The 13,946-nt window shown below is 69.2% G+C and carries 13 protein-coding genes; 7 read left to right on the forward strand and 6 right to left on the reverse strand.

Annotation, left to right across the window (positions count from 1 at the left end):
- Positions 1-60 precede the first annotated feature (60 nt).
- Positions 61-138, reverse strand: coding sequence for a putative leader peptide (locus NM2_RS52895; RefSeq protein WP_369690300.1), 78 nt, complete (start codon positions 136-138; stop codon positions 61-63).
- Between the two features lie 231 nt (positions 139-369).
- On the opposite strand from NM2_RS52895, the gene NM2_RS05080 reads away from it, so the two are divergent.
- The 3 genes from NM2_RS05080 to NM2_RS05090 all read left to right on the forward strand — a co-directional run bounded on the left by NM2_RS05080 (position 370) and on the right by NM2_RS05090 (position 4,185).
- Positions 370-2,007, forward strand: coding sequence for a glycoside hydrolase family 183 protein (locus tag NM2_RS05080; protein WP_067664563.1), 1,638 nt, complete (start codon positions 370-372; stop codon positions 2,005-2,007).
- 216 nt (positions 2,008-2,223) lie between these two features.
- Complete coding sequence (locus NM2_RS05085) at positions 2,224-3,675, forward strand: CoA transferase (RefSeq protein ID WP_157120882.1); 1,452 nt, start codon at positions 2,224-2,226, stop codon at positions 3,673-3,675.
- 81 nt (positions 3,676-3,756) lie between these two features.
- Positions 3,757-4,185 (forward strand): hypothetical protein, encoded by a 429-nt coding sequence (locus tag NM2_RS05090; RefSeq protein WP_157120883.1) that lies wholly within the window; start codon positions 3,757-3,759, stop codon positions 4,183-4,185.
- A 111-nt stretch (positions 4,186-4,296) separates the two neighbouring features.
- On the opposite strand, the gene NM2_RS05095 is transcribed toward NM2_RS05090, so the two are convergent.
- The 3 genes from NM2_RS05095 to NM2_RS05105 form a co-directional block, all read right to left on the reverse strand.
- On the reverse strand, positions 4,297-5,538 hold the full coding sequence (locus NM2_RS05095) for an MFS transporter (protein WP_084530489.1): 1,242 nt from the start codon (positions 5,536-5,538) through the stop codon (positions 4,297-4,299).
- Positions 5,538-6,173: a GntR family transcriptional regulator gene (locus tag NM2_RS05100; RefSeq protein ID WP_067664569.1), complete on the reverse strand. Its 636-nt coding sequence runs from the start codon at positions 6,171-6,173 to the stop codon at positions 5,538-5,540. Before NM2_RS05100 ends, NM2_RS05095 begins: the two co-directional genes overlap by 1 nt.
- A gap of 79 nt (positions 6,174-6,252) precedes the next feature.
- A complete protein-coding gene (locus NM2_RS05105) occupies positions 6,253-6,672 on the reverse strand; it encodes a DUF2000 domain-containing protein (RefSeq protein WP_067664571.1) in 420 nt (139 codons plus the stop codon).
- 50 nt (positions 6,673-6,722) lie between these two features.
- Between NM2_RS05105 and NM2_RS05110 the strand changes: the two genes are divergently transcribed.
- Both NM2_RS05110 and NM2_RS05115 read left to right on the forward strand, forming a co-directional pair.
- The gene (locus tag NM2_RS05110; RefSeq protein WP_067664573.1) at positions 6,723-7,529 is read left to right on the forward strand and encodes a helix-turn-helix domain-containing protein; all 807 of its coding nucleotides are present in this window, start codon (positions 6,723-6,725) and stop codon (positions 7,527-7,529) included.
- A 273-nt stretch (positions 7,530-7,802) separates the two neighbouring features.
- Complete coding sequence (locus NM2_RS05115; protein WP_245717849.1) at positions 7,803-9,320, forward strand: glycosyltransferase family 39 protein; 1,518 nt, start codon at positions 7,803-7,805, stop codon at positions 9,318-9,320.
- 21 nt (positions 9,321-9,341) lie between these two features.
- Here NM2_RS05115 and NM2_RS05120 read toward each other — a convergent pair whose 3' ends face one another.
- A complete protein-coding gene (locus tag NM2_RS05120; RefSeq protein WP_067664664.1) occupies positions 9,342-10,190 on the reverse strand; it encodes a 3-hydroxybutyryl-CoA dehydrogenase in 849 nt (282 codons plus the stop codon).
- A 302-nt stretch (positions 10,191-10,492) separates the two neighbouring features.
- On the opposite strand from NM2_RS05120, the gene NM2_RS05125 reads away from it, so the two are divergent.
- The gene (locus NM2_RS05125; protein ID WP_067664576.1) at positions 10,493-11,443 is read left to right on the forward strand and encodes an alpha/beta hydrolase; all 951 of its coding nucleotides are present in this window, start codon (positions 10,493-10,495) and stop codon (positions 11,441-11,443) included.
- A 129-nt stretch (positions 11,444-11,572) separates the two neighbouring features.
- On the opposite strand, the gene NM2_RS05130 is transcribed toward NM2_RS05125, so the two are convergent.
- Positions 11,573-12,340 carry an ArsR/SmtB family transcription factor gene (locus NM2_RS05130; protein WP_157120884.1) on the reverse strand — a complete coding sequence of 256 codons (768 nt, stop codon included), beginning with the start codon at positions 12,338-12,340 and terminating at the stop codon, positions 11,573-11,575.
- Between the two features lie 103 nt (positions 12,341-12,443).
- On the opposite strand from NM2_RS05130, the gene NM2_RS05135 reads away from it, so the two are divergent.
- A complete protein-coding gene (locus NM2_RS05135; RefSeq protein WP_067664578.1) occupies positions 12,444-13,835 on the forward strand; it encodes an MFS transporter in 1,392 nt (463 codons plus the stop codon).
- The last annotated feature ends 111 nt before the right edge of the window (positions 13,836-13,946 follow it).

Genomic DNA, 13,946 nt, shown 5'->3' on the forward strand with positions numbered 1-13,946 from the left:
ACTGAGCCATCGGTACGCCAGCGGCGTCCGGATCGGTGAGTGCGGCGTCGGACCGACGCTTCAGGCGCGACAGGTGGCCGAGGCCAAGCGCATCAGATCGACGGTGCGGCGCCGGGTCAGCGGAACGAACAGGGTCATCCCAGCTCCTTTGCAACCGTGGGGAGTTCACGGTGATCCGGATGGATCATCATGGTGTCAGTTGGCCGAACCTATCGAGGAACTATGGCCGTATACCGGGCCCGCGACAAGAGTTGCGCGCAGCCCGAGCCGATACCTGTTCCGGCTGCCGGGTGGTGTGCCGTACCCCCGGCGCGAGCAGATTAAGGTTTGTGGTGACAAGTGGATCCGAACCTGCGAGGAGCCGACCGGGTGCTGCGAGACGTTACCGTTGCCGCCGCGGTGATCGTGATCGCCGCGGCCACCGCACAGCCGTGCGCCGCCGCCCCGCTGCCGTGGGCGCCCTCGCCCGTGAACGCCTGTGGCGAAACGGGTTTCGATCCGCAGGCCCGGACGCCGAATCCGGCGGTTCCGGCCCCGCCGCCCGCACCGGCGCAGCCGCCCACCATCCAGATCCAGGTGGTGCAGCCCAAGATCACGCCGGTGAAGATTCCCAAGCAGGTCTACAACACCCGGATCGCACCGGCGGCGCTCCCGGCCGACATGTGCGCCAATCCGTGCCCGCAACTGGCCGATGGGCGCACCCGAACCTCCTATCCGATTCCGCCGGGTACGCCGACCTGGCCCGAGGGCCCGCCGAAGCCGGCGACCACAACCGCGCCGACCACCACGCCGCAGCCCACCACACCGCCGCCGACCAGCACGCCACCGGCGAGCCCGTGGCAGCTGCCGAAACTGCAGATCGTCCCGCAGCCGGAGACGATCCCCCTGCCGGTCACGCTGCTCGGCCCGGATGTCACCGGACCACGCCCGCAACCGGTTCCGCCCGTTGTCCATCCGCCGGTGCAGCCCGCACCGGTCACGCGCCCGCTCGCACCCTTCCGGATCCGCGACGTCTACCCCGTGACGCAGCTGACCGGACCCGGATCGCAGAACCGCACCGATGTGCGCTGGCAGGTGGACGACACCGATCTGGGCCTGATGTGGGAATCCGCGCCGGGCCGGGTCGCCGTCGCCTTCGGCGACACGTTCGGCCCGGGTTTCCGGGACGGCGGCCCGAGCGGTACGAACTGGCGCAGCAACGTCATCGGCTTCAGCTCCGATCACGACCTCGCGCAGGGCATGAAGATCGACAGCATGGTCTCCGACGCGCCCTGTCACGCCACGGAGGTGCTCGGCAGTTACAAGGTGAACAACTTCGAGATCACCGTCATCCCGACATCCGGTTTCGCCCTGGGCGATCGGCAGTACCTGAGCTACATGTCGGTCGCGCGCTGGGCCAAGAAGCCGGGGCGCTGGTGGACCAATTACGGCGGCCTGGCCTATTCCGACGACGGCGGGCAGACCTGGGTGGACGACGAGCACGTGCGCTGGGACAACGTCTTCGGCCAGGGGCAGTTCCAAGTGGTGGCGATGGTGCCGCACGACGGTTACGTCTACCTGTTCGGCACGCCCAACGGACGTTTCGGCACCATCGCCCTCGCGCGCGTCCCGCAAGCCGACGTGCTGAACAAAACGGCCTACCAGTACTGGATCGACGGCTTCTGGCGACCGACCTTCCAGGTGCCCACGCCGGGCGGCGCGGGGATCGAGCTGTCGGCCAGCCCCATCATGTCCGGTATCGCCGGGGAACTGTCGGTCCGCTACGACACGGCCGCGGGACGCTGGGAGATGAGCTACCTCGACGCCGACAACAATGTGCTGCTGCTACGCCGGTCCACCACCCCGCAGGGCACCTGGTCCGCGCCCGCCACCCTGCTGCACACCGAGGACTATCCCTCGGGCTACGGCGGCTTCATGCACCCCTGGTCCACCGCGCACGATCTCTATTTCACCCTGTCCGAATGGCGTCACTACAACGTCTACCTCATGCACGCCTCCATCGGTTGACATCGGCCTGCCCAATGCACTTCGCCGGACCGCCCGTTCCCCGGCCCGGCCGACCGGTCGCACCGGCATCGTCGGCGACACTCAGCGAGGTTGCCGGGTCGGCCACCCCGCGCATCCGGAGATCGATGGCGACCGGGTCCGTCCACCCGGTGATCCGCCCCCGCAGCGCGAAATATCAAGCGACACAGGTCCATAGATCACCGGCAGGAGACAATGATGACCAGCGGACAACAACCACTCACCGTCGATGAGGGCGACCTGGACCATCGCGCCGCGCTGGACGATCTGCTGGCGAATCTCGGATTGTCGGCGGCCGATGCCGGAGGCGAGGTCGTCTTCGACGGGCAGGATCCGATTCTGGCGGCACGGCATCGGCTGGGCGCGTGCATCGGGATTCCGCTCATGGGTGCGGCCGTCGGCGCGGTCGCGGTGCATCGGCGTCGCGGCGGGCCCGCGCAGGATCTGCGCCTGGACCTGCGCCAGGCCGTGCACGGCATCACCCCGCACGCGTTCTGGCATCCCACCCTCGCCGGTGAGCTGCCGCCGTTCCCGCTGGTGGCGGACAATCCCTTCCTGCTCGCGCCGTATCGCACCGCCGACGGACGCACCGTGATGGCCTCGGGGGTGTATCCGCATCTGGCCGCGAAATGGTGCCGGTTCCTCGATGTCCCACCGGATTACGCGAAGGTCGCCGACGCGTTCGCCGCGCGCGACGCCTTCGAACTGGAGGAGGCCGCGAACGCCGCCGGACTGCCGCTGTGCGTGGCGCGGACGCCGGACGAATGGCTCGCCCACCCGCAAGGCGCGCTGCTGGCCACCCAGCCGGTGATCGGCCTGCACCGCGTCGGTGACGCTCCCGTGCACGAGTTCAGCTCGGCCGCAAGGCCTTTGGACGACATCCGGGTGTTGTCGTGCACGCACGCCATCGCCGGTCCGACAGTCGGGCGCACCCTCGCCGAACAGGGTGCGGACGTACTGTGCGCCACCCGCCCCAACGACTACGAGCACGATTTCATCTATGCCGAGGCCAATGTCGGCTCCCGCAGCGCCTATGTCGATCTCGATACCGACTCCGGCCGCGAACGCGCCGATCGGCTCCTGGCGGATGCGCACATCGTGGTCAACAACCATCGCGGCGACAAGCTCGAGAAACTCGGTCTCGACCCAGCACAGCTCGCGGCCCGGTACCCGGGGATCATCGTCGTCTCGGTCACCTGCTACGGCTCCGAGGGGCCGTGGCGGACCCGCGGCGGATTCGACATGAACGGCTCGGCCGCGTCGGGCCTGATGAGTATCGAGGGCGGAACCGGGCATCCGAAACTCCCCGTCACCGGCATGATCAACGATTTCATCACCGGCTACATGGGCGCCATCGGGGCCCTCGCCGCGCTCGTGAAGCGCGGTACCGAGGGCGGATCCTGGCACGTCACGGTCAACCTCACCCGCACCGCGATGTGGTATCAGACGCTCGGCCTGGTCGACCCGGCCGATGCGGGCTCCGATGATCGGCACACCCTGCTCGAACCCGCCGCCTACGATGCCGCGAGCCCGCTCGGCGACGTGCACATGCTCGCCCCGCCGGTCCGGTTCTCGCACACCGCGCCCGCCTGGCCGGACCCGCCGCTGGTGCCTCGCGGCTCGAGCCGCCCGCGGTGGCGCACCGTATGAGCCACTCTTTTCCCTCAGCGTGACCGAGCGGTTTGGGCAAGAATGGCCCCGAAAGGTCGATCCGAACAAAGGATTACACAGATGCGACGACCAGCATGGACACGTGCGGCGGCAACCGTGGCACTCGCGACCCCCACCGCGCTCGCGGCGCTCGTGATGCCCGCGGCCACGGCCGCGCCCGCGTTGGCGGCGCCGGATGCGCGGTTCAACGCGTCCGCGCCCGGCACGGTCACCGCGACCGTGCACAACAAGAACACCCAGCAGGGCACCGTCTGCTGGGCGACCGACACCGACAGCAAGACCGTCTTCGGCAGCGGCGGCCAGGATTCGTACGCCGGTCCCGGCCGGACGATCACCGTATCGATCCGGAATCTGCCGAACGGCCGGATCCACGCGCAGGCGTTCTGCGCGTACCACACCCCGCCGCTGGGTTCGCACGACTACACCTCGTCCACGCCGCCCACGACGGTCACCGTCACCGGCGGCGCGCCCAGCGGCAGCGCCGGGTAGCCAGTCGGTTCCCGGGCCCGTAGAGATGCGCGACGGCCGGGCTCGCGGCGTCCGTCAGGCCCGCGGGCCCGGCCGCGCCGTCTCCGACTTGTGGTCGGATATCTCTGGGGCTCAGCCGATTTCGATTTTCGCCCGATAGTTCCGCAGCACGACCGCCAGGCAGGCCAGCGCGACCAGGGCGCCGGCCACGAGCATGACCGGATATCCGAGCCCGGTGGTCTGGTTCAGGAAGGCCAGCAGGGCGGGCAGGCCGAAGCCGATGTAGCAGACCGAGTAGAAGACGGCGGTCAGCCCCGCCAGATCCGCCGGTTCGGCGATGCGCTCGACCTCCTGAAGTCCGGCGACCAGGCCGATGCCGTTCCCGGCCCCGAGCACCGCTGCCGCGACCAGCGCGATCCACAGCGTCAGCGTGTCCGCGGCGACCGCCGCGAGCACCATCCCGCCCGTGACCAGCACCAGCGCGAACGTCGCGATTCGCGCCGCACCGGGCCGATCGATCCGCCTCGCCACCGACTGGATCAGGAATCCGCAACCCAGGGTCAGCACCGTGAGCAGCGCGGAGAAACCGATCTGCAGGCTGTGCGCCTTTGCGGCCAGCAGCGTCGGCAGGACCGCGTAGGCCGTACCGACCGAGGCGAACACCCACACCGCCACCGGCAGCGCGACGCCCAGGAAGCGGCGGTGCCCGGGGGACGGAATCCGCAGATCGTCCCGCAGACGTCCCGGATTCGGTTGCCGCACAATTGTTTCCGGAACGCGCATCACCCAGGCCACACCCACCGCACACAGCGCGACGTTCACCAGATACGGCAGCGAATGCGGCCACGGAGCCCACTGCGCCAGCACCCCGGCCACACCCGCGCCGAGCGCGAATCCCGCGGTCAGACTCATCGCCGAGCGCCGCGCACCGGTCCCGACCGCCGCCGCCGACGAATACGGCGGCTGTGACAATTCCTTGACCCAACTGCCGCCCACGGCCATCGCCAGTCCCAGCGCCACGCCCGAGAGCACCCGCCCGGCGGACAGCAGCGCCACCGAATCGGCTCCCACGGCCAGCAGCAACGACGCCGCCGCGGCGATGAACGGCGCGGGCCGCATGAGCCCGCGCCGCCCGAACCGATCCGAGAGCGGGCCGCCGATCAGCAGGGCGGGCACGATGCCCAGCACATAGTCGAACAACAGCACGTCCACGGTGGTGACGGACAGACCGTGATTCTTGTACATCACCAGCAACGGCGTGAATTCGTTTCCACCCCAGGCGATCACGAACATCGCCGCGGCCACGCCCCGCCAGGCCCGCGGCGCGGCCAGCGCGCCGGGCGCGCCCTGGACCTCGACCACCGAAGTCGTCATCACAAACCCCGCAATTCCAACTGGTGCACGCCGGACAGATGCTCGATCAGCAGCGCGGCGAAGGCGTCGGCGGCACCGGACTCGATCGCATCGGCCAGTCGCGCGTGCTCGGCCACGATCTGCGCCGCATTACCCGAATGTCGTTTCACCGCAAGGCTGTTCATCCGGCGCTGCCGCTCCCGCAGCGAGTCGTAGAACCCGGTCAGCAGCGGATTGCCCGCGGCGGCGACGGCCCCGCGGTGGAATTCGGTGTCCATGGCCGCGAACCGCTCGAGATCCCCCGCCGCGGCCAGCTCACGCTGTGATTCGATCACCGCGCGCAACTCCGCCAGGAGCGCGGTGCGATCCACGGTCGCCAACGCCCGCACCGCGGCGGTCTCCACGACGTACCGGGCGTGCGCGACATGTTCGGCCTCCCCCGGCGGGACCGGCACCACCAGCGCGCCGCGCTTGGGGTACAGCCGCATCCACCCCTCGGCCTCCAACCGCAGAAACGCCTCGCGCACCGGGGTGCGGGAGGTCCCCAGATCCGCGGCGACCTCACCCTCGCTGATCAACTCGCCCCCGGGCAGCGCACCGCCCAGGATCCGTTCCTTGACCTCCCGATACGCACGCTCGGCAGATGAATACGTCATAGACACAAGATGTATCTTAGCTTGGCCGCCGCGTCGAACCTTCGGGTAGCCTCCACTGAGCACCAGGTCACACCCCGGTTCACGGGTGCATGCGCGCACCCTTGGTCACCTTGTCAACGACGTTGCGCGGCCCGTAGACGGCGATTCCGACAAGGTCGAGCGAATCGCTGCCGACCGCGCGTACGGCGGCGCGGTTGGCGGCGTCGTGGCCGGTGGCGAACAGGTCGGAGGTGAATATCGCCGTCCGGAGTCCACGGTCGAGCGCCTTCGTGTGCGCCGCCCGCAGTGTCTCCTTCGCACCCTCGAAGACGAGCACCGGTTGCCGGAACATGGACTGGTAGGCGTTGCCGTCCGCATCCTCGTACGGTTCGCCGATCACCTCCGGCCGCGCCGTGCCCAGACCACTGACCAGGAAGGCCGTCACATTCAAGCGCTGCCACGTCTGCAGGTCGTCCCGCAGCAGGACGGCGATCTTGGTATCGAAACGCACATTCTCCATGCCGACGACTGTGCGCCGGTCGGGCGAATGAAGGCTTGTACGATTCTGGCATGGTTGCCGACGGCACAGAGCAGGTCCGGGCCTGGCAGCCGCGGGTGCCGGGCATCGTCGAGGTGTTCCATGCTCGATTCGTCGAACACGTCTATCCGATGCACGCGCACGACGCGTGGACGCTGCTCATCGTCGACGAGGGCGCGGTCCGCTACGACCTGGACCGGCACGAATACGGCGTCCTGGGTACGGCGGTCTCGCTGCTGCCGCCGCATGTCCCGCACAACGGTCAGGCCGCGACCGCGCACGGATTCCGCAAGCGGGTCCTGTACCTCGACACCGGCCGCCTGCCCGAGACGATGATCGGTTCCGCGGTCGACACACCGACGTTCACCGATCCGCTGCTGCACCTGCGCATCCGCCAGCTGCATACCGTACTCGCCACTCCGGGTGAGGAATTCGAGGCCGCCGGACGTCTCACGCTCGTCCACGATCGCCTCGACACCCTGCTGCGCGGGATCGAACCGCCCACCCGCCACGCCGATCCCCGCCTCGCGCACCGACTGCGCGACATCCTCGATTCCCGTGCCACAGAGGGTGTTTCGCTGGACGAGGCCGCGGCCGAACTGCATGCCGACCCCACCCACCTGATCCGCGCCTTCGGCCGCGAGTTCGGCATGCCGCCGCACCGGTACCTGATCGCCCGCCGGGTCGATCTTGCCCGGCCGCTCCTGCTGAGCGGCATGCCCACCCGAGATGTTGCCGCCGCCACGGGTTTTCACGATCAGCCGCATCTGACCCGGCATTTCAAACGCATCCTCGGCACGACACCCGCCCGGTACGCGCACAGCGGCCCCACACACTGATCGGCGCGACCGAACCGATCGGACAGCGCGCCCGGGTCTGCCGATTCGGCCGGACATACCAATGAGCATGCGGGGTGGGTTCCGCTGCGGGCGAACTCGTTGATCGCGGCAGGATCAATGTGCGACTGTATATTTCGCGCGGCACGGTCGGCACATGCGATCCGCCACAGCGATGCTCGGCGACCCGACCGGCCGCACACCGGTCCGCCACACGCCGAGAACCGCATCCGTCCCGTCGATCGCGCTCGAGCCGAGCACATCGAGGAGTGGGCCATGCCCGAGGCCGATCCGGCGGCGATGTCGGAGAACCCTTTTTCGCCAGCGCAATCCGGCGAGCGCGGGCGGCCGCCGATCGCTCGGCGGCCGGTGTTCGCGGTCGCGGCGGTGGCGGCGATCGTGCATCTGGTGGTGGCCACGCGGTTCGGCTGGCATCGCGACGAGTTCTACTACGTCCTGTGCGGCAGGCATCCGGACTGGGGCTATGTCGATCAGCCTCCGCTGGCCCCGCTGCTGGCGCGAGTGGCCGCCGAGTTGCCGGGCGGGGTGCTGCCGCTGCGATTGCGGGCAATCGCCGCCCAGATCGGTTGCGTCCTACTGACTTCCGTGCTGGCCGCCGAATTCGGCGGGCGGCGGCGGGCCCAGACCCTGGCCGCGGCGGCCGTCGCCGCCTGCCCGGTGTTCGTGGCGGCCTCGATGCTGTTCGGCACGACGGTTCTCGATCAGCTGGGCTGGGTGGCGGTACTCGTGCTCACGGCCGGAGCACTGCGATCGGGCACGACCCGAGCCTGGCTCGCCGCGGGCCTGGTGGCCGGTATCGCATTGCAGGCCAAGGACACTGTGGCGGTGCTGCTGATCGGCATCGTGGCCGGCCTGGCGATCTTCCGGCGTGACGCGCTGCGCGGTCGCGGTCCCTGGCTGGCCGGGACGCTCGCGATCGTGATCACGGCGCCCAACATCGTCTGGGACGCACGGCATCAGTGGGCGAATCTGCACATGGCGCGGGCGCTGGCCGATCAGCAGGGCGGCCCGCTCGGTGCGCTGTCACAGATACCCACACTGGTGTTGCTGCTGGCCGGTCCGCCATTGGTCGCGCTGTGGTATTACGGTGTGCACCAACTGGTTTCGCGCGAGGGCCGGGAACATCGCTGGCTGCTGGCGGCGGCCGCGGTCATCCTGCTGCTGTTCACCGTCAGCGGCGGCAAAGTCTACTACGCCGCACCGGTGCTGGCTGGTCTGTTCGCCGCCGGGGCCGTACGGGTCGAGCGCCTCGTGCCGACGAGCCGACGCTGGCCGCTCGCGGTCGCCGGATCCGCGATCATCGCGATCGTGATCGGCCTGCCGGTGCTCCCGCCGCGCGCGGAGACCGCGCTGCGCCCGATCAATCCGCAGGCCATGGAGACCTACGGCTGGCCTCGACTCGTCGACCAGATCGCCCGTGCCGCGGCACCATTGCCCGCCGAGGTCCCCATCTTCGCCAGCAATTACGGCGAGGCCGGTGCGGTGAGCATCCTGGGCCCCGCGGCCGGACTACACCGAACGGTGCTCAGCGGCCACAACAACTATCTGTTCTGGGGCCCGCCGCCGGGCACGCCCGACACCGTCCTGTGCGTGGGCCAGTGGAATACCGCCTACCTGCACCGCTTCTGGTCCCAGGTCACCGAAATCGCACCACTCACCCTGCCGGACGGGCTAACCGATCAGGAAACCGCTCGGCACGCCGCCATCTACCTGTGCACCCGGCCACACGGCACCTGGGCACAGCTGTGGCCCGGCCTGCGCCACCTGGACTGACCATGCCGGGCTCACTCATCTCTAGCTGTACTCGTAGAAACCGCGGCCGGTCTTGCGACCCAGGCGGCCCGCGTCGACCATGCGACGCAGCAGGGCCGGGGGTGCGTAATGCGGTTCGGCGAATTCGGCGTACAGCGACTCCGACGCGGCCAGGGCGATATCCAGGCCGACGGTGTCCAGCAGGGTCAGCGGGCCCATCGGGTAGCCGCAGCCGCCCTTCATCGCCGCGTCGATGTCCTCGGCCGAGGCATAACCCGATTCGAGCATCCGCACCGCCTGACACAGGTACGGGATCAGCAGCGCGTTGACGATGAACCCGGACCGGTCGCCGGCCTGCACGGTGGTCTTGTTCAGCGTGTTCTTCGCGTAGTCGGTGACCGCAGCGGCGGTCTCCGGCGAGGTGACCAGGGTCGAGATGATCTCCACCAGCGGCATCACCGGCACCGGATTGAAGAAGTGCATGCCCAGCACCCGCTCGGGCCGCTGGGTCGCGCCCGCGACCTTGATCACCGGAATCGACGAGGTGTTGGTGGCCAGGATTCCGGCGGGCTTGACGATCTTGTCGAGCTTGCGGAAGATCTCGTACTTCAGCGACTCGATCTCCGGAGCCGCCTCGACCACCAGATCACGATCGGCGAAGTCTTCGACGTCCAGCGTCACCCGCACCCGGGCGATCGCCGCGTCGGCGTCGTCCTGGCTGATCTTCCCCTTGCTCACGCCTCGCGAGATCGAGGCCGCGATCCGCTTCTGCGCGGCGTCGACCAGTTCCTGCTTCGTCTCGAGGACCAGGACCTCGCTTCCGGCCTTGGCGCACACCTCGGCGATGCCCGCGCCCATCGTGCCGCCACCGATCACACCGATCAGCTTCACAGTCACCACTCCAAATCCTGTTCGACAACAGTTCCCGGCCCAGGGCCACAGCTCACAATACGAAGGAGGAACTAGACGCCGCGCACCCCGCCCGGCCTCGACCCGCCGCCACCGCGACCGGCTGCACGATCTGCCGAGGCAGCCGTACCGACCGCCTGGGACCTTGCTCACAATCCGCGACGAAATTTTTACTCTCTCAAACAGAGAAGATAATCTCGAAATCGCGAGAGGGTGATTCTCTCAACCTGTGCCGGTCGGGGTCACACACCGATGCGCAGGCCACGGGCGGAAAGGATCCCCGCATGACCATCACCGACAACGATCTTCCCATGCTCGCCGACGGCGCCCCGGAACCCGTCGTCGCGGAGATCGACGGCATCCCGATCTCCGGACTGCTGGCCCGGGCGCACAACCCGCGCGCGGTCGTCGTCGCACTGCACGGCGGTGCGACCACCTCGCTGTACTTCGACTGCCCGGGACATCCGGACCTCTCACTCCTGCGCACCGCAGCCGCCGCCGGATTCACAGTGCTGGCCCTGGACCGGCCCGGTTACGGCCGATCCCGCCCGTACGGCAAGACTTTGGCCGACCCGCGGTTGCGGATCGATCTCATGTACCGCGCGATCGACCATCACCTGGACGCGGCGTCGCGCGGCGCAGGGGTGTTCCTGATGGCGCATTCGGCCGGGTGCGAGACCGCGGTCCGGATGGCCGCGGACGCCGAACGCGGACCGCGGCTGCTGGGCCTGGAACTCTCGGGCACGGGACGGCAACGCCAGCCCACGGCAGAGGAGATCCTCGCCGTGCGGCCCCGGCCCGACAATGTGAAGGTGGGGCGGTTGCTGTGGGAGCCCGCGCGGCTGTATCCGCCCGAACATGTGGGCGGCGGGCTGATCGGTTCCAGCGGACCGGGATTCGAAGGGCAGCTGGTGCAGGAATGGGCGGCGACACATTTTCCGGAACTGGGTCCGCGAGTGCGGATTCCGGTGCGCTTCACCGTCGCCGACCACGAGAAGGTGTGGCGGAACGATACCGCCGGACTGCTCGAGGTCGCCGAACTGTTCCCGGCCGTCCCGCGCCTGGTACTGAACGTCCAGCGGAATTCCGGACACAACATCAGCATCGGGCACACCGCGGCGGCCTACCACCTCGAGGTCCTGGCCTTCGCCGCCGAATGCATCGTCGCCCGGGAGAACGGCGAGTTCAGCGGTCCGGCAAGGCAATTCGACGGTCTGGCCGCAACACAGGGATGATTCGGCGTCCGGACCCGCGCCCTGCGATTCCGACGGCGGGGTCCACACCGAGCATCGGATCCAGCCCGCCGGATGCGGTGGGATCCGCACGAATCCTGTTCGGCGACCCTTTAATCCACACCCGGCAGGTCAAGCGGCCAGGTCGACGCCGAGAATTCGGTCCAAGGTGCGAGCGCCCGAGTCGGTGAGCCGCAGGGCCCGGCGGGTGTTGTGGCGGACCACCCAACCGGCCGACTCCATCCGGGTCAGCAGTGCCGCGCCGAGGGCTCCGCTGAGGTGGTGGCGCTGTTCGCTCCAGTCCACGCAGAAACGCAGCAGCGGACGTCGCTGGGCACGGGTGGCGGCCAGGTCGACGCCCAGGGCGGTGAAGATCGAGTCGGCGGCGGGGCCCAGCTCGTAGGGGTGCGTGCGGACGGGCGCGGACAGCCTGTCCCCTTGTGCGCGTTCGGTTCCCGCCAGGCCGTCGGTCCGGATCAGGGCCCCGCGGTCGAGCAGCGACTCGGTGACCGCGACGCCGAGCCGACCGGCGAGATGGTCGTAGCAACTGCGGGCGCGGCGCAGGGCCGCGGCCCGGGTCGATTCCCGCAACGAACGCACGGGACGAGTCGGGGCGAGCGCGGCCACCGCCTCGAGTGCGGTGCCCACCTGCGCATCGGCCAGCCGGTAGTAGCGATGGCGGCCGGAACGTTCCACGCTCAGCAGGCCACCGTCCACCAGCCGCGCGAGATGTTCGCTGGCGGTGGAGGCCGCCACCCCCGCCTCGGCCGCGAGGACCGAGGCCGGTAGCGCGCGTCCGTCAGCCAGGCTGATCAGCACTCGCGCCCGCGTCGCATCGGCCAGCAGCGCGCCGATCGACGCGACATCGGCGTATCCGTACAGGGGCCGCTCGTCCGTCATGACACCAGTCTGCCCCGACGACACTTCGGTGCGCACCGAAGTGTGCCTGCGTTCATCCATTCTTCGGCGCACACCGAAGTTTTTCGGGGAAACACTTGGCGGCATGAGCATTTCGAGCCCCATCGTCGGGGGATCGTCCCGGGTACGGCCGGGTCGGGTACTGGGTGTGATGTGCGCGGGCATGTTTCTCGTGCTTCTGGACGTCACGATCGTCAACGTCGCGTTGCCCGCCATCGGGCACGGGTTACGTTCGGACGTGGCGATGCTGCAGTGGGTCGTCGACGGATACGTGGTGGCCATCGCCGGACTGCTCCTGGCGGGCGGCGCGATCGGCGACCGGATCGGGCATCGGCGAGTGCTGCTCACCGGATTCGCGGTATTCGGCGCGGCGTCGCTGGTCTGCGCGATCGCACCGGATATCGGAGTCCTCATCGGGGCACGAATAGTCCAGGGCGTGGGCGGGGCGCTGCTGTTGCCCGGCACGATGGCGGTCATCGTGGAGGTGTTCCCGGATCGCGGTGCGCAGGCGCGGGCGCTGGGTTCCTGGGCGGCGGTCTCCTCGCTGGCCCTGCCCGCGGGGCCGCTGCTGGGCGGGCTGCTCACCGGCTGGTTCGGATGGCGTCCGGTGTTCTGGATCAATGTGCCGCTGACCGCGCTGGTCATCCTCGCGACACTGCGCACGGTGCCGGATCGTCCGGGCGATGACCGCGAACGGATCGATCTCGTCGGCCTGGCCGGATTCGTCGTCGGACTCGGCGGGCTGGTGTTCGCCGTGATCTCGATCGGTCATCATGCCCGATGGCCGACCATCACCGCGGCGGCGGTCGTGACGGTCGCGGCCCTGACCACCGCGCTGATCTCCTCCGCGCGCGGCGAGAATCCGGTCCTTCCCCTGGATCTGTTGCGCCGCAAGGATTTCCTGAGTCCCAACGTGGTGGCGCTGACCATGAACCTGATCTTCAACGGGCTGCTGTTCGTCACCACGCTGTATCTGCAGGACGTCCTGGGCTATGCGCCGCTGCCGGCCGGGCTTGCGGTGCTGCCGCTCGCGGTGCCGCTGGTCGTCCTCGCACCGGTGTCGGGCCGCATCACCGCGCGCCGCGGGCCGCGCACGGCCGTCGCCGTCGGATGCGTCGTCGCGATCGTGGGGACGCTCCTGCTGACCCGGTTGCAGAACACCGGCGGAATCGGTTGGCTGCTGGCCGGATTCGGAATTCTGGGATGCGGCGCGGGACTGGTCACCGCCTCGGTGGTGGCGGCGGTGGTACGCGCGACACCCCCCGACCGCTCCGGACTGGCGACCGGCACCTCCAATACCGCCCGCCAGATAGGCACCGCCAGCGGCGTGGCGATCTTCGGCGCCATCGCGGGCTCCCCCACCGGCGCGCACTTCATCGGCGCGATTCACCTGCTGGCCGTCGCTTCCGCCGCGGCCTGGGCCGGTGCGCTCATCCTCACCGTGTACGGCGTCGCGGGACGTCCGGCAAACGAGTGAAACCGGCGATCTCGCAAGCCGACACAGCACCACATCCCACCCGCTGACCGGCCGCCAGGATAGGCTCTTCGAACGAACGAGCGAAAGCAGACGGTTCGCGGCACAGCTTGC

The organism is Nocardia miyunensis NBRC 108239 (genome assembly GCF_001613065.1).
GTDB lineage: Bacteria > Actinomycetota > Actinomycetes > Mycobacteriales > Mycobacteriaceae > Nocardia > Nocardia miyunensis.

Coding starts and splice junctions, on each gene's coding strand:
- NM2_RS52895 (WP_369690300.1), bottom strand. CDS start 138: ATGACCCTGTTCGTTCCGCTGACCCGGCGCCGCACCGTCGATCTGATG.
- NM2_RS05085 (WP_157120882.1), top strand. CDS start 2,224: ATGACCAGCGGACAACAACCACTCACCGTCGATGAGGGCGACCTGGAC.
- NM2_RS05090 (WP_157120883.1), top strand. CDS start 3,757: ATGCGACGACCAGCATGGACACGTGCGGCGGCAACCGTGGCACTCGCG.
- NM2_RS05095 (WP_084530489.1), bottom strand. CDS start 5,538: ATGACGACTTCGGTGGTCGAGGTCCAGGGCGCGCCCGGCGCGCTGGCC.
- NM2_RS05100 (WP_067664569.1), bottom strand. CDS start 6,173: ATGACGTATTCATCTGCCGAGCGTGCGTATCGGGAGGTCAAGGAACGG.
- NM2_RS05105 (WP_067664571.1), bottom strand. CDS start 6,672: ATGGAGAATGTGCGTTTCGATACCAAGATCGCCGTCCTGCTGCGGGAC.
- NM2_RS05110 (WP_067664573.1), top strand. CDS start 6,723: ATGGTTGCCGACGGCACAGAGCAGGTCCGGGCCTGGCAGCCGCGGGTG.
- NM2_RS05115 (WP_245717849.1), top strand. CDS start 7,803: ATGCCCGAGGCCGATCCGGCGGCGATGTCGGAGAACCCTTTTTCGCCA.
- NM2_RS05125 (WP_067664576.1), top strand. CDS start 10,493: ATGACCATCACCGACAACGATCTTCCCATGCTCGCCGACGGCGCCCCG.
- NM2_RS05130 (WP_157120884.1), bottom strand. CDS start 12,340: ATGACGGACGAGCGGCCCCTGTACGGATACGCCGATGTCGCGTCGATC.
- NM2_RS05135 (WP_067664578.1), top strand. CDS start 12,444: ATGAGCATTTCGAGCCCCATCGTCGGGGGATCGTCCCGGGTACGGCCG.